Source organism: Bradyrhizobium sp. Unk1 (assembly GCF_059512345.1).
In genome coordinates this window covers 1-21,135 of sequence record NZ_JCAMOP010000032.1, presented here as the reverse complement: position 1 = coordinate 21,135, position 21,135 = coordinate 1, and the positions used below count along the sequence as shown (strand labels likewise).

At 59.8% G+C, this 21,135-nt stretch carries 16 protein-coding genes; 5 read left to right on the top strand and 11 right to left on the bottom strand.

Features of this window, described 5'->3' with window-relative positions; all coding sequences use genetic code 11:
- Positions 1 to 110 precede the first annotated feature (110 nt).
- Positions 111 to 800, top strand: coding sequence for a hypothetical protein (locus AC5ZFO_RS33115; protein WP_282524800.1), 690 nt, complete (start codon positions 111 to 113; stop codon positions 798 to 800).
- On the opposite strand, the gene AC5ZFO_RS33110 is transcribed toward AC5ZFO_RS33115, so the two are convergent.
- The 6 genes from AC5ZFO_RS33110 to AC5ZFO_RS33085 form a co-directional block, all read right to left on the bottom strand.
- Complete coding sequence (locus AC5ZFO_RS33110) at positions 752 to 1,843, bottom strand: glycosyltransferase family 4 protein (protein WP_306664675.1); 1,092 nt, start codon at positions 1,841 to 1,843, stop codon at positions 752 to 754. The genes AC5ZFO_RS33115 and AC5ZFO_RS33110 overlap by 49 nt on opposite strands.
- A 177-nt stretch (positions 1,844 to 2,020) precedes the next feature.
- Positions 2,021 to 5,542, bottom strand: coding sequence for an RHS repeat protein (locus AC5ZFO_RS33105; protein WP_496123031.1), 3,522 nt, complete (start codon positions 5,540 to 5,542; stop codon positions 2,021 to 2,023).
- A gap of 109 nt (positions 5,543 to 5,651) precedes the next feature.
- Positions 5,652 to 6,365: a class I SAM-dependent methyltransferase gene (locus AC5ZFO_RS33100; protein WP_282524798.1), complete on the bottom strand. Its 714-nt coding sequence runs from the start codon at positions 6,363 to 6,365 to the stop codon at positions 5,652 to 5,654.
- Entirely contained in the window at positions 6,337 to 7,614 is a 1,278-nt protein-coding gene (locus tag AC5ZFO_RS33095) for a glycosyltransferase family 4 protein (RefSeq protein WP_282524797.1), read from the bottom strand. Before AC5ZFO_RS33095 ends, AC5ZFO_RS33100 begins: the two co-directional genes overlap by 29 nt.
- 24 nt (positions 7,615 to 7,638) lie before the next feature.
- Entirely contained in the window at positions 7,639 to 8,601 is a 963-nt protein-coding gene (locus AC5ZFO_RS33090; RefSeq protein WP_282524796.1) for a polysaccharide pyruvyl transferase family protein, read from the bottom strand.
- Positions 8,602 to 8,649: 48 nt separating this feature from the next.
- Positions 8,650 to 9,261, bottom strand: a complete 612-nt coding sequence (locus AC5ZFO_RS33085) for a serine O-acetyltransferase (RefSeq protein WP_282524795.1) — start codon at positions 9,259 to 9,261, stop codon at positions 8,650 to 8,652.
- A 280-nt stretch (positions 9,262 to 9,541) separates the two neighbouring features.
- Between AC5ZFO_RS33085 and AC5ZFO_RS33080 the strand changes: the two genes are divergently transcribed.
- Complete coding sequence (locus AC5ZFO_RS33080) at positions 9,542 to 10,879, top strand: hypothetical protein (RefSeq protein ID WP_496123030.1); 1,338 nt, start codon at positions 9,542 to 9,544, stop codon at positions 10,877 to 10,879.
- Between the two features lie 8 nt (positions 10,880 to 10,887).
- Here the strand turns inward: AC5ZFO_RS33080 and AC5ZFO_RS33075 are convergent, their stop codons facing one another.
- Together AC5ZFO_RS33075 and AC5ZFO_RS33070 are read right to left on the bottom strand one after the other, a co-directional pair.
- Positions 10,888 to 12,123, bottom strand: a complete 1,236-nt coding sequence (locus AC5ZFO_RS33075) for a lipopolysaccharide biosynthesis protein (RefSeq protein WP_496123029.1) — start codon at positions 12,121 to 12,123, stop codon at positions 10,888 to 10,890.
- A gap of 57 nt (positions 12,124 to 12,180) precedes the next feature.
- Positions 12,181 to 13,335, bottom strand: coding sequence for a glycosyltransferase family 4 protein (locus AC5ZFO_RS33070; RefSeq protein WP_282524792.1), 1,155 nt, complete (start codon positions 13,333 to 13,335; stop codon positions 12,181 to 12,183).
- Positions 13,336 to 13,354: 19 nt separating this feature from the next.
- Between AC5ZFO_RS33070 and AC5ZFO_RS33065 the strand changes: the two genes are divergently transcribed.
- Positions 13,355 to 14,197 (top strand): class I SAM-dependent methyltransferase, encoded by an 843-nt coding sequence (locus AC5ZFO_RS33065; protein ID WP_496123028.1) that lies wholly within the window; start codon positions 13,355 to 13,357, stop codon positions 14,195 to 14,197.
- 93 nt (positions 14,198 to 14,290) lie between these two features.
- Here AC5ZFO_RS33065 and AC5ZFO_RS33060 read toward each other — a convergent pair whose 3' ends face one another.
- From AC5ZFO_RS33060 to AC5ZFO_RS33050, 3 genes are all read right to left on the bottom strand, one after another.
- The gene (locus tag AC5ZFO_RS33060) at positions 14,291 to 15,436 is read right to left on the bottom strand and encodes a glycosyltransferase family 4 protein (protein WP_282524790.1); all 1,146 of its coding nucleotides are present in this window, start codon (positions 15,434 to 15,436) and stop codon (positions 14,291 to 14,293) included.
- Between the two features lie 203 nt (positions 15,437 to 15,639).
- On the bottom strand, positions 15,640 to 16,674 hold the full coding sequence (locus AC5ZFO_RS33055; RefSeq protein ID WP_496123027.1) for a polysaccharide biosynthesis/export family protein: 1,035 nt from the start codon (positions 16,672 to 16,674) through the stop codon (positions 15,640 to 15,642).
- A 310-nt stretch (positions 16,675 to 16,984) separates the two neighbouring features.
- Positions 16,985 to 18,094 carry a glycosyltransferase gene (locus tag AC5ZFO_RS33050; RefSeq protein ID WP_282524788.1) on the bottom strand — a complete coding sequence of 370 codons (1,110 nt, stop codon included), beginning with the start codon at positions 18,092 to 18,094 and terminating at the stop codon, positions 16,985 to 16,987.
- A gap of 806 nt (positions 18,095 to 18,900) precedes the next feature.
- Here AC5ZFO_RS33050 and gmd point away from each other — a divergent pair.
- Both gmd and fcl read left to right on the top strand, forming a co-directional pair.
- Positions 18,901 to 19,971: a GDP-mannose 4,6-dehydratase gene (gene gmd, locus AC5ZFO_RS33045; RefSeq protein ID WP_282524787.1), complete on the top strand. Its 1,071-nt coding sequence runs from the start codon at positions 18,901 to 18,903 to the stop codon at positions 19,969 to 19,971.
- Complete coding sequence (gene fcl, locus AC5ZFO_RS33040) at positions 19,952 to 20,893, top strand: GDP-L-fucose synthase (RefSeq protein WP_282524786.1); 942 nt, start codon at positions 19,952 to 19,954, stop codon at positions 20,891 to 20,893. Before gmd ends, fcl begins: the two co-directional genes overlap by 20 nt.
- Positions 20,894 to 21,135 lie beyond the last annotated feature (242 nt).

Genomic DNA, 21,135 nt, shown 5'->3' with positions numbered 1-21,135 from the left:
GCCGATCGCCGCGATTGCCAGGGCGCATCCTCGTCGCATTCAGGCTTGTTCTGGCTGCGGTCGGCATCTGGTGGGTTGCTCAGGTCGGGAGTACCATTTTCGAACCGAACTTGCGGCAAGTCGCCGAGCGGCTCGGCCGCGGAGAGACTTACGATACCGAGGGTCTGCGGAGCATGGCCTCTCCCGTTCGTGCCGGCGAGGCGCGCTTGTGCGACGTCAAGGGGAGACGGAACGCCTTGCTGATCCAGCTTCGCGTGGCTTCCTCGTCGATCGAGAAGGCCGATCTTTCGCATTTGGATCAGGATGTCGGTGACGTTGCCGGCCTCAGCAAGGAATTGCTGGTTTGCTCGCCGTCCGATGGCTTTGCATGGCTTGGGTTGTACTGGGCTGAAATTCATTCGGGCGGTGCGGGGCCGAAGGCATGGTCCTATCTGGCGCAGTCCTATCGGTTCGCGCCGCACGAGGCCTGGATCCAGCTCATCCGCGCCACGCTCGTGCTGCGTTCGGGACCAGCGATCCCTGATGCGCTACGACCGTCGGCTGTCGCCGATTTCGATGACATCTTTCGCGCGCGGCTCTATCCGAGCGCGGCGGTCATCTACAAATCGTCCTCGGCCCGGATGCGGACCGTGCTTCTCGACCAGACATGCGGGTACCCGTCCGAGCCGCGTGCGGTGTTTCTTCACTATGTGAAGGAGCAGGGCTTGAGCATCGAGCACCGATGCTATCCAGCCCGGACGAATTCCAGCGCTCAGCCGAACGAGCTGAGCAGGGCGAGAGCAGATTTTCGCCAGGAATAGATCGACAGCCGAGCCTGCTGCGCGGCCCGTTCGGCCTCGCGCATCGGACCGCCGGCGATTTGCTCGTTGAGACGTGCGGCCAACCCGCGCGGATCGGTTGGATCGAAATAGCGCACGGCCTCGGCACATGTTTCGCGAACCGGCGGGATGTCGGCCGCAATGACAGGACATCCGAACAGCATGGCCTCGAGCGGCGGAACGCCAAAGCCCTCGTACAGGCTCGGGAAGACGAAGGCGGTCGCATGCTGATAGAGCGCTGCCAGGCCTTCGTCGGGGAGCCGCCCGGCAAAAATGACGTTCGCGACCGGGGCGGTCGGCGTCTCCCCGCGGCTGAAGACGCGATCGTTTTCGCCCCCGACGACGATCAGCGGATAGTCGGTGCGCCCAAGCAGCCGCATTGCCTCGATCGCGACCTGGACGTTCTTGTTCTTCTTCAGCGATCCGACGGCGAGGAAGTAGCGGCCGGCCTCGAGCTGGAATCGTTTTAGGACGGCGGTGTCGGGATGTACACGCGCCAAATGTTCGGCGCTGTTCGGGCACACGCCGATGGTCCGCTCCGGCAGGCCCAGCGAATCGGCCAGCTCTCCGCGCGAGAACTCCGAGACAGTGAAGATACGGCTGCGGAGCGCCAGCAGCCGGCCGAGTTGCCGATGCGCGAAGGCGTATTTCCAGCCGAAGAACTCGGGATGCTTGAACACCTGCGCATCGTGAAGCACCACGCGCTGGTCCCGATGGAGCAGGGGGCCTGAATTGGCGAGGCTGATCAGTGGGCCGCTGCGCGCCGCCCGTGCGAGATCGATCTGGTCCCAAACGTGTCCGGACCGCGTTCCGACCTGAGCCACCTCGATGTTGCGCAATGCAAGGTTTGAGCTCGAATTCGGCGGTACCAGCAGCGTCCAATGCGCGCTCGAAATGGACTTAGGAAGCGCGGCCGTTCCCGCCAGCTCGTCGATCGACCTGACCATCTCGGCCGCGTAACGCTGGACGCCGCTGAGCGATTGCGACAGAAATCGCCCGTTGATGAAAATCCGCAAAACAGCCAAGCCTGCTCTAAAGCTTCGCCCTGAAAGGAGCGAGCGTCTCGTGGAACGAGACCGGGGAAACGGTCGCAACCTCGCCTGGAGGCCAGCAAGCTGCCGTTCATCGGTCACGCGAAAGGGCGTGCGACAGGATTATCGCACGCCCTCGCGCTTGCCGACAAGCGGACGTTTGGTCGTCCGCTATGCGAAGATGAAATTGTTATGGGTGAGCTGGCTCGCCGTGACATGCGCCAGCGTGATCGAATCCGATCCGTTGATGTGGACGACCGTGTCTTGTCCGCTCTGTTCGAACTGCAGGTGGCTGTAGTCCGCGACGAGCGACTTCGAGATCTGCACCACGTCGTAGCCCGCGACCGAGCCGGCATGGAAATTGGTAATCGTGTCGTTGCCATGGTCGAACACCATGGTCGTCGAAGCCGTGGAGAACACAAATTGGTCGTTTCCGTTGCCGCCCTCCAGGGTCTGGCCGGCCTTGAAGGCCGTGACCTGATGCGTGCCGTCCGCCGCCGTCACGTCCGTCTGCAGGACGCCGCCCGACGAATTGTACGACACATGCTGGGTAGTACCTTGAGAACCGAAGTCAAAGACGTCTCGGGCTCCATTGGTTCCCACCAGAACTTGCGACGTCACGTTTCCTTGCGCGTCGTAGTGGAGCGAGTTGGTGCTACCGTCGGCGGCAAAGGTCTCCTTGAAATCGAGGGTTCCGTCAGTGTGGGTCCGGACGATCGAGGTGAGCTTGCCGCTAGCGTCGACATGCTGGACCTGGTTGGCATAGGTCTGCCCGGTGATGCCATACGAGTAGATGTCATGGCTTTGGTCCGCGTTCGCCACGACCTGCTTGGTCAGAACGCCGGCGCTGAAGGTCGAGATGGCAGAGGACCCGTCGGAGTGGGTGACCGTCTCGCTGGTCACGTGGCCTGAAGCGTCGTACTGGTCCGTCGTCGTCGTGCCGTCCGCAGTTTTGGTGACCTTCATCAGATCGGTACCGTCGGCGCGGAGGCGCTCGAAGGACGTCATCAGGCCGGCCGTATTGTAAACCGAGTGTTCGGTCGCGTAGGCCTGCCCCTTGATGTTGAACGTATAGTATTCATGCGATCCGTCGGAATGGACGATGCTCTCCGACGTCTTCACGCCGCTGGCGTTATAATAGACGCCCGTTCGCGTGCCGTCGGCCGCCGTGACCTGGGTGTAGTCAAGCGTGGCGTCAGCGTGACGCTGAACGATCTCCGTTACCTGGCCGTTCGCGTCGTATTGCTTGTGTTGAGTGGTGTAGCTCTGACCGGTCACATTGTAGAGGTAGATGTCTTTGGTTGCATCGGTATTGGCGACCGCCATCTGTGCCTTGACGCCGCTGGTATAGGTCGTCGAGTGCGATGAACCGTTGGCATAGGTGACGACCTCGCTCGTCAGCACGCCCTTGGCGTCGTACTGGTCGGTAGTGGTCACGCCGTTCACGGTCGTGACCTTGAGCGCGTAGCTGCCGTCGGCATGGAAGCGTTCGAACAGGGCGAGCTTGCCCGCGGCGTCGTAGCTGCTGTGCTCAGTGGTGTAGGACTGGCCCGTGATGTTGTAGGAGAAGTATTCCTTTGCCCCATTGGGATGCGTGATGCTCTGCGCGGTCTTCACGCCGGCCGCATTATATTGCGTCGAGGAAACGGTGCCGTCCGCAGTGGTCGATTCCGTATAGTCGATGCTGCCGTTGGCATGGTAGCGCCAGACTGCGGTCACCTTGCCTGAGGCGTCGAGGTGCTGTTGCTGCGATGTATAGGTCTGGCCCACGATCCCGTAGGCATAGTTGTCGTGGGACTGATCAGCGTTAGTGACGAAGACGTAGGACTTTGCCCCGGCGGAAGTATAGAGCGTCGTGCTCGACGATCCGTCGAGATGGGTGATGGTCTCGGACGTGAGCTTGCCTGCAGCAGTATACTGGTCGATCGTCGTGGTTCCGTCGGCCGCGATCTTCGTTACCCCGGTCAGCTTTCCGTTCGGATCGACATGGTCGATCTCGGTCACCTTGCCGCTGCTAGCGTAAAGATAGGTGTCCTTGGAATGATCGACATTGGTGACGACCGTCGTCGTCTTGACGCCGTTGGCGAAGTTCGTCGCGGCGGTGGACCCGTCCGCATTGGTGACGAGCTGATAGGCGATCACGCCGTTTGCGTAGGCGGATTCGTCCGTCGACGTCTGCTTGCCGGTCGAATCGTAGTTCGTCGTCAGTTTCCAGCTGCCGCCGTTGATCGTGACGGCAAAGGAGTAGCCGCCCTTGATCGTCGACAGCACCTTACCGTAGTTGGCGATCATGTACTTCATCGTCGCTTCGGAGGCGACCGTCAGAACGTGAGTGTCCGTCAGCGTGATGCTGGTGACCGTTCCGGCTGCGTTCAGATCCGACAGCTGCGCCACAAGGTCGGCGGCGGTGTCAGTCACCGTGGTCACCGTGGCTGGAGGAGCAGTAGCGGCGGGCGGGTCGATCTCGATGATAAGCGGATGATCGCTGATCGGAACGTTGAAGTCCTGGACGTTGTGGTAGGTGGCGATCGGAACGGTTCCAGTCAGCGGGTCGTAGATGACGACAGTCTGATGAACCGCGCCGAGATGCACGGCGACCGACTTGGTGGGGTTTGACACTTCCTTGTCAGTCGTATCGTTCCACAGCGTCGGCTCGGCCCAGACGACGAGGTCGTAGGCCCCGTTGCTCTTTCCGAGGACCATGCTGTTGCCCGTCGTGGGCATGTTGCTGAGGCTGTAGTTCAGCGAGGCGGTCGGCGTGTGCCCGCCGGTGCCGTCGTCCGCGAGGATGGTTGTCAGATTATGGAGCGCCTTTGCCGCAAGTTTCGGCGTGCCATCTGAATTGAACAGACCGAAATGCGCCTCCGGATCCGTGTTCGAGGAACTGGAGTCACGGTCGAGCAGCTCGTACAGATACGTCTTCTTGACGCCATCGCTGTACGAGTCGACCAGCAAGTTCAGAATGGATTTCGCCTGCACCGTCTGGTCGACGCCGAGTCCGCTCGCGCTGGCCAACGTGGTGTAGCCTGTTTCGGTAATGACCGACGGCTTTCCGACCGCGCTCGTCGAGGCGGTGTCCAGCGAGACGTCGAGGCCGTACTGGTTCGGCGTGCTGGTCGCGACATAGGCGTGCGCGTTGGAATAGTCAGCGTATTTGGCGAGGTTTCCGAGCGAGGCGTAACCGCTCGCGTCGTTATAGGCCAACGTCATATTGTAGACCGCGACGCTGCCGAGATGGGCATCACTCTTGATCGCGGTATAGAAGTCTGCCTGGAACTGGGCTGCAGCCGAGAGCGACGAGCTGCCGTGATAGCTGAAGGACTGGATGTTGGCTTCGTTGAGCCCTTCCACGGCGACGATGCTGCCGGGGTGTGCCGCAAGGAACGCGTCGATCGATGCGACATATTGCATCAGGCCGCTGCTGCCTGTCACCGGAAGATCGGACGACGTCACGAAGTCGAACTTTATGCCAGCGGCCGCGAGTGCATTCACAACGGGCACTGCGCTCGGATCGGTCGCAAATGAATCTCTGACGGTTGTGACGCCAAGATATTTGAGATCGTCGATCACGAGGCTGGCGTTATTATAGGCACCCCACGAATAGGCCGCGTGCGTGTTGATGCCGATCGAGCCGACGAACGAAGCAGCAGAGAGAATCGTTTGATTGGCATTCGCCATAGTCCAGGTCCCCATTTCAATTTCGGAGACATGCTGACAGGCGACAGCGAGAATTGAGTGTCGGGAAAAAGTAAAATTGTTAGCGTTGCGATGTTTTTCTTGCGACAACGTCCCGTTGTGGAACTTACGCGCGCGCAAGCACCATCAGGGACCATCCTCCGACGAGCCGCACCGTTGCATCGGGGGCCATTGTGAAAGCTATGCGACGCGGCCAGGCCGCGATCCGCTTCTTCCACGTCTTGTGGGACTGGTCGATTGCCCACGCCGTATAGAAGTCGTCTACGATTTCGAGCCCCGACTCATTCAGCAGAGAAATCGCACTCTCGCGTGAAAAATAATGAATGTGCCCAAGGCTTCGGCGTGCTTCCGGCAGCACCCAGCCGCGGCCGACCGAAAGTGCGTTCATGTCGAGCGGGATGTGGAGCACGTGCCACTGTGCCACTCTTTTCATCGCTCTGACGAAGGCGAACGGATTTTCGACATGCTCGATGACGTCGATCGCCATGCACAGATCGAACGTGCGCCCGCTCTCGAATGCGTCGGCCATGGTAAACGACAGGTTTTCGGATCGTCGCTTGGTGCTCATGGCGTGGGCATGCGGGGAGATCTCGAAGCCTTCGGCCATGGCCTGAGGGTACCGCTTCGACATGATTTCGATGATCGCGCCGGTCCCGCAACCGACGTCGCAGATCGACTTCGGCTGGACATGGTTATCGTCGAGTATCTTCGTGATGTGCGCCGCCTTCCAGGGGGCGTCCTCTTCGTGCCAGTCTGGATTGTCGGCCAGATATTGGTCGCTGGTGTATTTATCAGAAAGTTCCGGCTGCGCGCTTTCCATCGGTCACTCCGCGGTCCTTATCCATGGGCAATGCCGCGCCGGCTGAGCCGCGCCTGACGGTCTCGAAGAAGCTGACGAGCTTGTTGCCGAGCGTGTCCTGTTCGAATTCATGCGCCCCAAGCTTGGCATTGTCGCGAAGAGCAACAAGTTGTGCCGGGCTTTCGAGAATGCTCTTTAGTGCGCTGCGCCAGGCCTCGACCTCGCCGGGTGGAACCAGAACACCGTTGACGCCATCGATCACCAGCTCGGGAATTCCTCCCTTGTTGCTGCCCATCACGGGCAGCGACTGGCCGAGGGCTTGGATGACGACGCCCGGCGAATTTTCCTGCCAGATCGATGGGATGAGGAGCATATCGCTGGCGGCCATCCGGTTGGCGACCTCTTCCATCGACACGTGCCCCGTGAACGTCACCCATTTGTGGTTAGTGCAACGCTGCTTCAAGCGCTCGGCGCTCGGACCGGTTCCAACCACCGTGAAGGTAAGGTCATATTGGTCCGCAAGCGGCTCCAGCGCATCGAGCACCACATCGACGCCCTTGGTTTCGTGCAGCCGGCCGACATACAGCAGGCGAACGGTCTGCGAGGGGGCGTGCTGGACCGTCGGGGCCGGATATTTGTTGGGATTGAGAATGTGGGCCGTCGGATAGTCTCTGATGGGCAGAAACCTCGATAGCTTGTTGAGATTGTTCGCCGACGGAGAGACAAACCCCACCCGCGGAACTTTCCGGACATGGCCCATCTTGACCTTCGCCGAGGCGGCGCACGCGGTGCATTGGTCGATGCATTCGCGTCCGTTCACGAACATCGCCATCTTGATGCAGGCGAGGCTCAGATCGTGCAGGGTGAAAACGGTCGGGATGTCCCGCTTGCCGATCTCGGCGAGACCGTTGTAGCCGAGCCCCTGCATGATATGGATGCTGATGAGATCGGGTTTGAACGCATCAAGGGCCCTGGCGACTACCTTCCGGTTTCGCGGATCGAAATGATCCTGCAGGTGCCAGATCGGCTTCTGCCAGCCGGTGCGATAGATCGCCTCGAAGACGGTGTAGGGCCGCGGCATCGTCGCCCGCCAGACCTTCAGTCCCTGAACCGTCTCTCCATTGAGGTCGTCGCTGGGGGCTGGCGACGTGGTGAGAACGCCGACCTCATGGCCCTGGGCAACAAGCCAATGGGCGAGGCTTTCGGCGCTAAGCTCGGCACCTCCCTGCAGGTGCGGAGGGTAGAGGGCGGAAATGAAGAGAATACGCATATTGGTCCGTCGAGATGGCAGCCGTTAGCGCGGGCCCGCTGAATCGATGAATTGGCTCTTCCAGGCGAGAATGTCCTTGGTAGGAATATCGAGTGAGACCGGCGACGGCTTGTTTATCCATTGCTCGATCTGGTCGAAGGCGTCGCGCTTTGCGGTCGGCAGCCGGGTATTCTTTGCGATCTCGGTCGCGCGATTGTCGACCTCGAGGATCAAGGATCGAACGCCCGCCTGGAGCGCAAGCACGCCGCAATGCAGGCGCATACCGACATAGTCGACGTCGCCCCCGGTGAACACGTTGCGCGCACCGCTGATGCTCGGTTCGACCACCAAATATCGTGCCTGCGAGATCGCGCGCAAATATGCGAGATCCTCGTACATCTGCGGCCAGAAGAACAGCTTCTCGTAGTTCGCTTCGAGTCGCCTGACGAACTCCCGGTCACTGTCGGGATTCTTGAGATAGCCCGTCAGGGTGAAGAAGACGTTGCGGGATTTCTTCGCTGGAATGCTCGAAACATGCTCCGGCGTCAGATCCCACATCGTGGGACATCCCGTGTACGTCACGTTGGCGATGCCGGCGTCACGCAGTTTCTCGAAGGTGTATTTGTCGCGAACGGAATGAGATACGTTCCTGTTCAGCAGGACGCTGTAGATCTTCCGCGTGAACCAATCGGGCGTGCCCTGGTACTTGTGCCAGCCCACGCCCATCAGCACCGGATGTCCCGCATGCCGGAGCTGCGTCGGCCGCAATTTCCACTGATGATACCAGAGCCAGTGGCTCGACAGCATGTTGGTCCCGCCGACGAAGGCGAAATCCGATTGCTTCAGCGCCGCCATCGAAATCGACGAGGGGTAATCGTGTGTCGGGATTCCCGTGAAGAAGCCTTCGGGAAACATCTGTCTCAGATGCTTCATCACCGACTCCATGATGATCTGGTCTCCCAGATTGTCGGTGACATAGGACGTGTCAAATACGCAAATCTTCTTCAAGGCGACCTCGGACGATTTCGTTCATTGAGCTTCCGCGCGGACATCGAACTACAGGGGAGTTCGGGCGGATGACAGAGTGAAGACCGGCTCCTGTGGAAGGAGCGGAGTTATCTTTGCTGGAATCCCCGCCGCCAGCGAGCATGGCGGGACATCCTGAGTGACCACGGAATTCGCTGCCACAATGGAGTCTCGCCCGATCGTGATGTTTCCGAGGATGACGGCGCCGACCGACACTTGCACGCCACTTTCAATTTTGGGGCGTTCCTTGTCGTTCAGCTTCTTTCTTCCGACGGTCACATTCTGGAGAATTGTCACATTCTTCCCGATATCGCTGACCCCAAGCACGATTCCGTAGGGGTGCGGGATATACAGGCCGCCGCCGACCTCGCAAGCAATCGCGATTTCCGAGCTGAAGACGATGCAGGTGATCCACCAGAGGAGACGCCGAAGCGGCCGCCCCACAACCGGGATGCTCGCCACAAGCTCCTGTAGCCTTCGGGACAGGACAAATTGATATCCCGGCGTGATCAAGATCAGCCGGAGCACGATCAAGATCGTGGCCAGCTCCGAAGGCTCTCCGTCCACATAGGCGAGCTCTTGTTCAAGATAGCGAGCAGTATCGTCCCTGATCCTCTGGGTAGGTGTGTCGTTCGGGCTCACGGTCAATTCTCGCTGGTTCTCCTTCTGGTACAGTATTGCTTTGCCGAAAAGAACCCCAAAATTTGTTGGAACGCGCGCCGAACAGCAGCAACTGGCATGCGTCATGCAGACGGCAATTTGCCCTCAAATGCCCCATTTTCATGCTAGATGCTGTGCTCGGTGAGACGTCGAGTTGCTCACTTTGACGTCATGATCGTTCGCTATCGCCGCGTCCCTCGATGGGGCACCCTCCTCGCAAAGGCCCATGTCAGAGATGATTGCAAGAAGCCTGTGTCGCATCATGTTGGTTGTCGTGCTTATCTGCTGCGTCGGGGACCATCATCTGGTTGCCGCCGGTCCAGGCAAGACTCTGCTGTTCGACAGCAAATCGATCTCTGCTCGCGGCACTCCCCTGATCGTCGGTGTGGGCGTGCACTTCGGCATCGGTGGCGAGCACGGCTACGGCGCCAGCAAGGCGGCTCCCCTGATTGCCGCAGGGCATTTCGATTCCTACCGCGATGATCTCGGCTGGAGTGTCTTTTATTCCCCGCCCTCGGGCGGACCGGGAAGACAGCCGGCAAAGTTGTTCGATTTCATCGGAATGACGAAGGTGCGACCAACACTTGTTCTTGGTCATCCAAATCCGGCAATTCCAGATGGCAATCCGCCCTTGACGGATACCGGCCGCGCTGCCTTTGCCGACTTCACCGCGAAGGCTGCTCTCGGGACACGCGATCTTCATCCGATCTACGAGATCTGGAATGAGTGGAACATGAATGCAGTCAGGGGACGTCCCTGGCTGACAGGGCCGGGCGAGGCTAGCGATCCCCGCGCTGCCGTGAATTACGCGGCCTTGGCGAAGGCGTCCGTCAAGGCAGTCTCGCGTGCCGTGCCGGGAGCAACGATCCTGGTCGGTGCGGTGGGCGTCGATCCCGGATGGAAGTGGACGCAGGCCATCGTCGATATGGGCGTTCTCGACGGAGCCAGCGGTCTGTCCGTGCACATGTATAATCATTGCGAGAAGGTGATTGCCAATCGCACCGCGCGCGAGGCGATCGACCGCCTCGACGAACTCCAGGCCTTCCTGACGTCGAAGCACGCAGGACAACCCTATCCGGTTTACATAACCGAAGTCGGCTGGCCGACGGCCCAGAAGCCGTGCGCAATGGCGCGCGAGACGTCCGCCGACAACCTGGCCCAGTTCATTCTGTGGTCCGCTGCGACGCCTTGGCTGAAGGGAGTTTGGGCTTACGAGTTGAAGGATCAGGTCGAAAATCCCAACGACCTCGAGAGTAATTTCGGCCTCTACGACGTCAACTACCAGCCCAAGCCAGCCGCCTGCGCGGTTATCGAGGCCAACAAGATCATCAAGAGCTCATCGGGCATGACGCTTCACCGCCCATTCGATGATTTGTTCATCGTGCAGGCGCAGAAACAGAATGGAATCAGGCTCATCGCGTGGACGTCGCGAGACGCTGTGCAGGGGACGCTGGCGATCGAAGGAAATGCTCCTGTCCGCATTTCGAAGCTGTGTCGCGAGGACGCCGTCTCCGGCGCCAATCCGACCATCGGAGCAACTCCGGTCGTCATCGACATCGACGCCCCGCAAGCTTCGGTCCGCGCGCAGTTGTCCCCGTAGTCGAACCGTTACAGCGCGCGCGCTAGATAGTACAACCGGACGGCCAGCAGGATGACGGCCGTGGCGAGTGCGGCGAAGGCCGTTCCCACCAGATCGAACATATAGCTCGCCCCGAAGCTGAGGACAGCCGATAGGACGACGCCCATCGCATTGATCGCGGCGTATGGCTTGTCGCCGCCCGTGCTTGTGATCCCGATGTTTGCGAGATCCGAGCAGGAACGAAGCACGGCGGCGCCGAGCATGGCGAGAAAGACAACGCGATGCTCCTCCAGTTCGTGCATTCCCAGATATCGCAGCAGGATCTCGCTGGCTACGAATATCGCGATTGCGAGTGTCGTCGACGTTGCGATTGTTTTCAGGAACTCGAGCCGGAGGCTCGAACGCCACGCTTGTCTGTTGGCTGTCTTGAACTTGCTGACCAGGACGGGCAACGCGATCTGCACGACCGATGTCGCGACCAGCGTCTGGAGCGCATTCGTCAAGGACCAGAAAAACGTATAGATGCCGGTGGCAGTCAGGCCGAGCAGGAAGCTGACAATGTATCGGTCGAGATAGGTCAGGCCGATGAGACCGAGGTCGCTCAGGTAGATGTGCCAGGAGCGGGATAGCCGCAGCTTGATCCACTTGAAGTCGATCGGGGAGCGCAGCGCGCGGTCCAGATTCCACCCTCGGCATACGTAGACGAGAGCAACGAGCGCGAGCAGATTTGCAATCGCCCAGGTCAGGAACACGGCGTCGATCGTGCGCGTGCCCGGCGCCAACACGCCAAGGATTACGATCGGCGGAACCCATGACGCGAGGCGAATGAAGGCGAGCGCGTTGGCCGCAGTTGCCTTCCCGAGGCAGACCAAAGGCATATGAATGTCGAGCGCCAGAGTTTCCAGCCAGACCAGCGCCGCGATCAAAACATAGACGAAGGTGATCGAATATCCACAGATCAGTGCCACGGCCGTCGAGACGATCGAGGCGGCCGTCAGAGACGACAAGGTCACGACGAGCCGGTCCCTGATGCGGGCGACTCCCTGTTCGGGAGGAACGCCCACGACTTCTCTTGCCGTGTAGTAGTTGAGTCCCCATCCGAGCGCGCCGGGCAACGAACCGACAGCGCCTGCTGCGAGACCGTAAATGCCGTTCGCCTCGAAGCCGAGGAATTTCACGATGTAGAACGAGAGAATGAAACGAAGACCAAGCGTCAGGGAGCGCAACGCGAGATTCAGGAGACCTGTGAGCTTGGAAAATTGCATCTGGCTTCTGTCAAGACGGATAGGCGCGGTGGCCGACTTGTCCGGGAAGGTTGCTGATCACTGGGGAGCGACGAGATCGAGTGTGCTTTGAGCGCAGCGATTCCAAGTGAACAACTGGGCGCGCTCGCGTCCCTTTGCCGACAGCGTGGCCAGTAGCGCCTTGTCTTCCAGCAGTTGTTCGATCTGGCTGGTGATGTTCGCGGTATCGTACGGGTCGCAATAGATCGCTGCATCACCGCAGCGTTCGCGCAGGGCCGGAATGTCGGAGGTGAGGACGGGACAGCCGCACGCCATTGCTTCGATGGGAGGCAGACCGGACGATTCGTAGTTCGAGGGGAACATGAACAGAGACGCTTTCTTGTAGAGCTCGATCAATTGTCCTCCGTCATTGACCTGTCCGACGAACTTGACGAGCTCTCTCGACTCCTCTGGCACATGGCTTGCCGATTCCACGAGCCCCCCGGCGGTTCCGCCAACGAACGTGAAGCGGTATCCCTTCTTCTTGGCAAGAGCGCACGCGATTTCCAGCATTCTTGGGAAGTTCTTTCGCTTGCTGAGGCTGCCGACGTAGAGGACATGGCCTTCGTCGCGCTTCGAACCTTCGAGCTTCGGCAACACGTCGTTCGCAAGTCCGCCGTTGGGAATTGCGACGATCTTCGGGCCGACGCCGGGATAGTGCTTGAGGATCGATATGCGTTCGGACTCGGAGACCGTGACGACCCGATCTGCGCAACGAAACGCCAGCGGGACGAGAAAGCCATAGGTCGCACGAAAGGCACGGCTATAGGCTTCGGGAAAATAGAGATAGGAGAGATCGTGCACGGTCACCAGGACGCGTTGTCCGCCGATGAGTGACACGGCGGGTGCCGTGTTGCCGGGACAGAAGAGGACCTTGCCCCAGGCGAATCGCGGCAATTCGAACTGCTCCCACGCGTGGCCTTGCAGCCGTCCGCGCTGCTGGATTGGGATGTTTTTGAGCACGGGAGCCTCTCCATTCAGCACAGGACAGACCACCGACACGCTCAGGCCTGGACGCGACGGGAGAATCCGATCGATCGCATGCAGAAGCTCATGACCGTAGCGCTGAACGCCGGTCACTTCCTGGGTCAGAAAACGACCGTTGACCACCAATTCGATCGATCTCGCATCCATATTCAGCCTTTCGATTAACAGGTCGCTTTTACACCGGTGCGAGTTGACGCGGTAGCCCATCGGAGCAGGAGCACGTCCCGTGCCTCGTCGCCTCGCGATCGTGATGCATGGTCAACCGAATTTTCACGCCGTTGTCACCGTGTTGCATGTGGTGTTTCGCAAGCTGCCGGCCTCTTGCGCAGTGGTGTCCGATGGGCTTCAATGCATTCGAACTCCACTACTTATTGAGCGTAGGTCTATGCGGAATTCCTCTCGAACTTGGTTACGTCGTGAGAATATAGCGTTTGCGGAGGGCGTGCCGGCAGGCTCTCGCGTGCTCGACGCGGGTGCCGGCGATCAACCGTATCGCAAGCATTTCTCTCATTGTGAATACGAGGCCGCGGACTTCGAGAAGGTCGACCGAAGCTACGCCAAATCAACTTACGTGTGCGATCTGTCAAGCATCCCCGTGTCGGACGCACGCTTCGACGCAGTCGTATTCAATCAGGTGATGGAGCATCTCCCGGAACCTCTCAGCGTCCTGCACGAGTTGAACAGGGTCCTGAAACCTGGCGGAAGAATGATCTGCACCGCACCTCTGTTCTTTGAGGAGCATGAGGTTCCCTTTGACTTCTACCGCTACACGCAGTTCGCATGGCGCCATCTTTTGGGCAAGGCCGGTTTCGAGGTCGAGAGTCTGAATTGGATGGAGGGCTATCTCAGCACCGTCGCCTATCAACTTCAGACGGCCGCCAGATATCTGCCTTCGAACCCCAGGGATGTCGCGCCTGGACTCCTCGGCTGGGTCTGCGCCCCCGTGCTGCTCGGTTGCAGGGTAGCCTTTCACATTCTCGCCAGATTGTTTCACGTCCTGGATGAGCGGCAACGCTTTACGAAGCGCGGCTATCCCAAGAACTACGTCGTTGTCGTCAGAAAATTGTAGGGCGTGCCGTCATCCGGTGGTTGCGCACTGCATTCGTGACGTGCGGTGTGTAGCCACGCTCCGCCGTCCGCACTTTCGGCGGTCAGCTCTTCATCAAGTTGCCTTGGTCGAGTTGACGTTATGCTCCTCGATGGCGCCCTCGACGGCGTCACGAAAGTGCTGGGAGAACAACTCGCGAGAAAACTTCAACGCATTCTGTCGGCAATCGTCCGAAGTGATGGTCGGTGCAAGCGATTCGAATTCGTCGATGGCGCTCTTGATCGACTGCGTCGTCTGCTCGTGGAAATAGACGCCGGTTCGGCCAGGACCATCGTGGCCGCGCACCGTCTCAAGCGAGCCGCCGCGGCCGTACGCGATGACCGGCGTTCCGCATGCCTGCGCTTCGACCGGGATGATGCCGAAATCTTCCTCGGCCGCGAAGATGAAGGCGCGGGCACGCTGCATATGATCTAGCAGAACGTTCTTGGGCTGATAGCCCATGATCGTGACGTTCGGCCCCGCGACAGCTCTTGCGTTTGCCAGCTCCGGTCCGTCGCCGATCACGACCAGTCGCTTCTCGGGCATGCCTGCGAACGCCTTGACGATCATGGGAATGCGCTTGTAGGGCACCATCCGCGAGGCGGCCAGATAAAAGTCCGAACGATCTCCCGGACCCGGCCTGAAATATTCAGTGTCGACCGGCGGATAGATCACATCGGATTTGCGGCCATATGTCTTCTGGATCCGGCGTGCTACGAATTGCGAGTTGGCAACGAACGTGTCGACGCCGTGCGCCGTACGTACGTCCCACATCCGAATGTAGTGCAGGATGGTTCGCGCGATCATGCTGCGCAGACCGGAGTCCAGCCGGCTCTCTCGCAGATACTCGGCCTGCAAGTCCCAAGCGAAGCGCACGGGACTGTGAACATACGAGATGTGGAGCTGGTTCGGTCCTGTGATGACGCCCTTCGCCGCGGCATAGGAGGACGAGATCACGAGGTCGTATTCGGACAGATCGAATTGCTCGATAGCGATCGGGAAGAAGGCGAGATAGCTGCGATACTTCGTCTTTGAGAACGGTAGTTTCTGCACGAAGCTCGTGCGCGGAACGAGGCCGGACAGGAATTCCCTGCGATCTTCGGGCAGATGACATACGAGCGTGAACAGGTCGGCTTCGGGGAAGAGCTTGATGATTTCTCGAAGAACCTGCTCGGCGCCTCCTTGCACCATCAGCCAGTCGTGTACGATCGCAACTCTCATGCTAAGCGCTGATTTCTTCCGAGCCGGAATTGCGGAACGCAATTGGAACTAGAGGCCTACTGCAACTGGTTATCAACCGCCGCGTTGCAATAGTCAACGTGATGCGGCGCAAAGCGCTTGCTTCGAAATGTGAAGATTTTGCAGCCCGTAACACGTATTGCGTGCAATTGGTCACGCGCCTGCCTTGTCGGCAGGCGCTGGACTTATTTCAACGCGTTGATGTTAACGGCCGTATTAGTTGCTGAGTTCGTGAGGTTGAGGAATTTGAGAATCTCGGTCTCAGGAGATTCAGAGACAACGAGCTGGTCGTGATCGCGAACTTGGAACGAGTCGGCGAGGAACATGCCGTCGGGTTTGCTCCAGTCGAACCAATAGACCGTCGGGATTACGTCTCCCGGAAACATCTTGGTGTCATAGCCTGAGGAGTCGAGCAGGCGACGTGGCTCGAAACGGAATACGTAGACGGTCGTAAGATTGGCGCGCACCGGATCGAGGCCGCCGGACTTTGCCAGCGCTTCGGCGAGCGTCATCGTGTCGTTCTCGAACGTAAACCGCCTGTTGTTGGTGCCTCCGATCGAACCGGGTGAAGGCGTCGAGCCGAACGTCATGAACACACGCGGTTCGCGCGACAGATAGACGACGTCGCCCGGTGCGAGTTGCACGTCGTCGTTCGGCTTGCGGATCAGGCCGCTCATCGACTCAGTCAGAACTTGGGTGCCCCGCTTGATGGTCACCTTGGTCTCGTAGGACGGATACTTCGGTCCACCGGCGCGCGCGACCGCGCCGGTCACCCTGATGCCGCCCGGGTCGACCGGGAAACGAACTGGCGTGTTGACTTCACCCAACACACTGATCTGGTTGCCGCGCTGCTCTGCGACGGCGACGACCACCTGTGGATCGATGGCGCGGTTCTTGATGCGCTCGCGAACGATGTCCGACACGGCGCGCGCCGTGAGTCCGGCGACCTTGACCGAGCCGGCATACGGGATCGTGATGTTGCCCGATTGGTCGACCTGCTGCTTCGGAATGTCGACAAAGTTGCCAGGCCGGACGCTTGCTTCCTTGGGAATGAAAAGGCCGCCGGATTGGGCCTCGTACACCGTCACCTGCACAAGGTCGCCTACAGCGATCGTGACGTCCTTGTAGTTTCCGCCACGCAGCTTGGCGAAACTTCCGCCGTACTGGTCAGTCACGCCATTGGTCAACCGCATCACGTCCGGATTGATCGGCACAAGCACGTACGGAACGCGCTCGGTCGGTGCGGTCCTGAGAGCCGCGTTGCCACCAACGGAGATCGCGTTCGGAGCGTCTTGCGGAATAAAGCCGCAACCTGCCACGCTTAACGAAAGCACCGCGGCAGTGGCAAGAAGGAAGTGGCTTTTGTAGGCGGGAGTCAGGCGCAAAGGGATCACTCAGGTCATTGCTACGTAAATATCGGCGAAACAGATACCAGCAGCTAGTATGCGTATCTACGACACAATGGAGGGCAAGGGCTCTTCTCAGAACCTTGTTGCGAATGGGCAACAAGAGCGCGATGTGAACTTGAGTTCACATTGCCGCCTTTTTCATCGTCGTGACATAAACATCGGCAAGAGCCGCGTGCGTTTTCTCGATCGAGAAGAATTCCACGAAACGTGCGGAGCCTTTCGCGCCCATTTCCGACAGATCGCGTTCCCTTGCCTTCTGCAGGCCATCTTTCAACGCGCGGGCGCTAATGGGATCGCAGATGATTCCGGTGACGCCGTCTTCGACTATTTCGGGCAGAGCGCCGGCGCGGAATGCGACAATCGCTTTCTTTGCGCGCATCGCCTCCAGCGCGACGAAGCCGAATGCTTCCCACCGCGACGGGATCACGGTGAGATCCGCCAAGTCGAGCTGGATTTCGATTTGCTTACGGTCGAGCCAGCCCAGCATCTGAACGTTGCTGGGAAGTTGTATCTTCTCCCGTGAGCTGACGACCGGAGATCCGATCATGCGGATATCCGCTAGATTCTTCAGCATCTCTGCCGCTTCGATAAGCAGGTCGAAGCCCTTCTGCCGATCAAGTCGTCCGACGAACAGAACCTTCAGCCTGTTCGAGTCCCAGCTTGCTTGCGATGGCGATGCCTTTTTCCGAGCCGTCGAAAGTCCGTTAACCACGAGACTAAGGCGCTTCTCGGAGATGCCGGCGCGCTGGGCCGCACGGTATTCGTCATTCGAGACGCAGATGATTCGATCCGTCCGGCGCGCAAGCAGGCGCTCGAACAGGCCGGTCATGATGGTGCTGACACGGGATGTTTCCCGGGAAAAAGCCCAACCATGCGGGCAGTAGACGATCTTCGGTCGTGACGGCATGAAGATCAGGATCGGGCGCAGGACCAAGCCGGCAAATGTAGAGTGAATGTGCACGATGTCCGGCTTCAACCGGCGCACCTCGGCGACGGTCTGGCGCGCAAGTCGAAGCAGGCTTGCGAAGTTTCTGCCGGTGCGCCCGAACAGCGAAATATACCGATCGTCGATCTCAACCAGCTCGCTGCGATGATCGGCCGGAACGACGTAATGAACCTGCCTGAAGGTCTCGCGCTGGAGCGTGTGGAGTTCGTTGAAGTACGTCGCGATACCACCTCGGATGGTCTCGGCGGCATGCAATATCGTCAATGGTAACTGCGTTTCCGCCATGATCAAAATAAATGCGGTTTTGAGCGACTATGAGTCAATTGACACGCCGAAAAATATTTGAGGCTATCACACGGAATAAGCTTCTTAGGGCCACTTTTTCGCCGCGAGAAATCGACATGGGCAGCGAACAAAGTGTGGCCGAAAGTCGCAATTGGCGGCTAGGCAAACGGAGGGTTGATGAGATCAGTCCTTGTTCGACTTAGCCTTGTCCGATGTCATAGATCGGGTTCCTAGCGACTTTAATCCCGTAGTCCGGGACTTCGCCGAAAGCAGTGGAGGATGGTTTGGGTTGAGGCGTGGATCTGTTTACGCAGGTCTGACTCTTCAACTCTCTGCTCCGAAAGCGCGGCTCAATTTTCGCTGGATGGCTGCTGGATTCTCGTCTGCCTGGAATTCCAGATGACGCGGGAAGTGCGTCAGCGACAGTCATGGGCCTTGTCGCATGTTTGTTTCTCGAATGGAAGCACCAAGACATCTCCGTTCGGTCTTGCATCTAGCTTGTCAAATTGGAGCGAGCCAATATGGCCACATCGGACCTTGGCGAGCGAAGCGCCGTGGGTGACCCTATTTCCCAGCTGAAGCCGCTCTTGTGGCGGTCTGCGGACCTCTGCGAGCAAGCCCTGCCGCGTCGGATTTAGCATCATGCTTGGCGGTCGCGTTAACTGTTCATCTCAGTGCCAAGGTTGACCTCAATCAGCCGATATGCCCAAGAACTGTGTTGCCTGCACACGGGCTGTGCATCCGAGGATTGTAGGGCCGGGGCGGGTGCTCGCAGGGCCTTTTGATGGAACGTGAGACTTCAGGCCATGAGCAAGCGGATCGCTCTCATCACCGGCGTGACCGGTCAGGACGGCGCCTATCTCGCCGAATATTTGCTGTCGCTCGGCTATGTCGTGCACGGCATCAAGCGGCGTTCGTCCTCGTTCAACACCGCGCGCGTCGATCACCTCTACCAGGACCCCCATGTCGGCAACGTGCCGTTCCTGATGCATTACGGCGACATGACGGATTCGACCAACCTGATCCGCCTGGTGCAGCAGATCCGGCCGACCGAGATCTACAATCTCGCCGCCCAGAGCCACGTCGCCGTCAGCTTCGAGAGCCCGGAATACACCGCCAACGCCGACGCCATCGGCGTGCTGCGCCTGCTGGAAGCGATCCGCATCCTCGGCATGGAGAAGGAGACGCGGTTCTACCAGGCCTCGACCTCCGAGCTCTATGGCCTCGTGCAGGAGATCCCGCAGAAGGAGACGACGCCGTTCTATCCGCGCTCGCCTTACGGCGTTGCAAAACTCTACGGCTACTGGATCACGGTGAACTACCGCGAAGCCTACGGCATGTTCGCGTCGAACGGCATCCTGTTCAACCATGAGAGCCCGATCCGCGGCGAGACCTTCGTGACCCGCAAGATCACCCGCGGCGTCGCGCGTATCGAGGTCGGGCTGGAACAGACGCTCTATCTCGGCAATCTCGAAGCCAAGCGCGACTGGGGCCATGCCAGGGACTATGTCGAGGGCATGCACAGGATCCTGCAGGCCGACAAGCCCGATGACTTCGTGCTCGCCACCGGCGAGATGCGCTCGGTGCGCGAGATGGTCGAGCTGTCCTTTGCGCATGTCGGCCGCCGCATCGCATGGCGCGGCAAGGGCGTCGAGGAGACCGGCGTCGACGAGGCGAGCGGCAAGACGGTGGTGAAGATCGATCCGACCTATTTCCGTCCGACCGAGGTCGATCTCCTCGTCGGCGACGCCAGCAAGGCGCGCGAGGTGCTCGGCTGGACGCCGAAGCGCAGCTTTGCCCAGCTCGTCGAGGAGATGATGGCGAGCGATCTGGCGGAGGCAAAACGGGATACGGCCAGTGGCAAACGCACCGTTTGAGCTGAAGGGCAAAAGCGTCTATGTCGCCGGCCATCGCGGCATGGTCGGAGCCGCGCTGCTGCGCCGGCTGGCGCGGGAGGACGTGCAGCTCGTCACCGTCGACCGGCGCGAGGTCGATCTCTGCAACCAGGCCGCCGTGTTCGACTGGTTCGCCAGGACGCGGCCGCAAGTGATCTTCCTCGCCGCGGCCAAGGTCGGCGGCATCGTTGCCAACGACACGCTGCGCGCCGAGTTCATCTACGACAACATCGCGATTGCCGCGAACGTGATCCAGGCCGCGCATCAGAGCGGCGCCGAGAAGCTGATGTTTCTGGGCTCGTCCTGCATCTATCCGAAGCTGGCGCCGCAGCCGCTGCGCGAGGATTCCGTGCTATCAGGCCCGCTGGAGCCGACCAACGAGCCCTATGCGATCGCCAAGATCGCCGGCATCAAGATGGCGGAAGCCTATCGCAGCCAGTATGGCAGCGACTTCATCAGCGTGATGCCGACCAATCTGTACGGGCCCGGCGATAATTATCACCCCGAGCTAAGCCACGTCGTCGCCGCCCTGATCCGCCGCTTCCACGAGGCAAAAGTCGCAGGCGCAAAGAGCGTCATCGTGTGGGGCACCGGCACGCCGCGGCGCGAGTTCCTCTATGTCGACGACATGGCGGATGCCTGCGTGCATCTGATGAAGACCTATTCGAGCGCGGAGCTGGTCAACATCGGCACCGGCGAGGACATCACCATCGCCGAATTCGCGCGCGTCGTGGCCGACGTCGTCGGTTACGGCGGCGAGATCAGTTTCGACACCTCGCGCCCCGACGGCACACCGCGCAAGCTGCTCGACGTCAGCCGTCTCGCCAGGCTCGGCTGGTGCGCCACGACCTCGCTCGAGGACGGCGTGAGGCGCGCATACGCGGCGTATCTATCGCATACGTAGAATGCAACCAATGCATGTCGCGTATTTCAGGAGTTGTCAGCAACGCCTGTCGCGCGCGGCGGCTAAGGTTAATTCGGTTCGCGTAGCGACCTGCCCTAATGTAGCGTGCGGCCGGATAGGGAAATGGTCTAGGGTGTAGTGGGAGATCCGACTTCAACGGAAAGAGTTTTTCATGCGAATCGCGATGATCGGAACGGGCTATGTGGGACTGGTGTCCGGAGCCTGCTTTGCGGATTTCGGTC

Coding starts and splice junctions, on each gene's coding strand:
- AC5ZFO_RS33070 (WP_282524792.1), bottom strand. CDS start 13,335: ATGGGCTACCGCGTCAACTCGCACCGGTGTAAAAGCGACCTGTTAATC.
- AC5ZFO_RS33100 (WP_282524798.1), bottom strand. CDS start 6,365: ATGGAAAGCGCGCAGCCGGAACTTTCTGATAAATACACCAGCGACCAA.
- AC5ZFO_RS33105 (WP_496123031.1), bottom strand. CDS start 5,542: ATGGGGACCTGGACTATGGCGAATGCCAATCAAACGATTCTCTCTGCT.
- AC5ZFO_RS33080 (WP_496123030.1), top strand. CDS start 9,542: ATGTTGGTTGTCGTGCTTATCTGCTGCGTCGGGGACCATCATCTGGTT.
- AC5ZFO_RS33060 (WP_282524790.1), bottom strand. CDS start 15,436: ATGAGAGTTGCGATCGTACACGACTGGCTGATGGTGCAAGGAGGCGCC.
- gmd (WP_282524787.1), top strand. CDS start 18,901: ATGAGCAAGCGGATCGCTCTCATCACCGGCGTGACCGGTCAGGACGGC.
- AC5ZFO_RS33095 (WP_282524797.1), bottom strand. CDS start 7,614: ATGCGTATTCTCTTCATTTCCGCCCTCTACCCTCCGCACCTGCAGGGA.
- AC5ZFO_RS33075 (WP_496123029.1), bottom strand. CDS start 12,123: ATGCAATTTTCCAAGCTCACAGGTCTCCTGAATCTCGCGTTGCGCTCC.
- AC5ZFO_RS33050 (WP_282524788.1), bottom strand. CDS start 18,094: ATGGCGGAAACGCAGTTACCATTGACGATATTGCATGCCGCCGAGACC.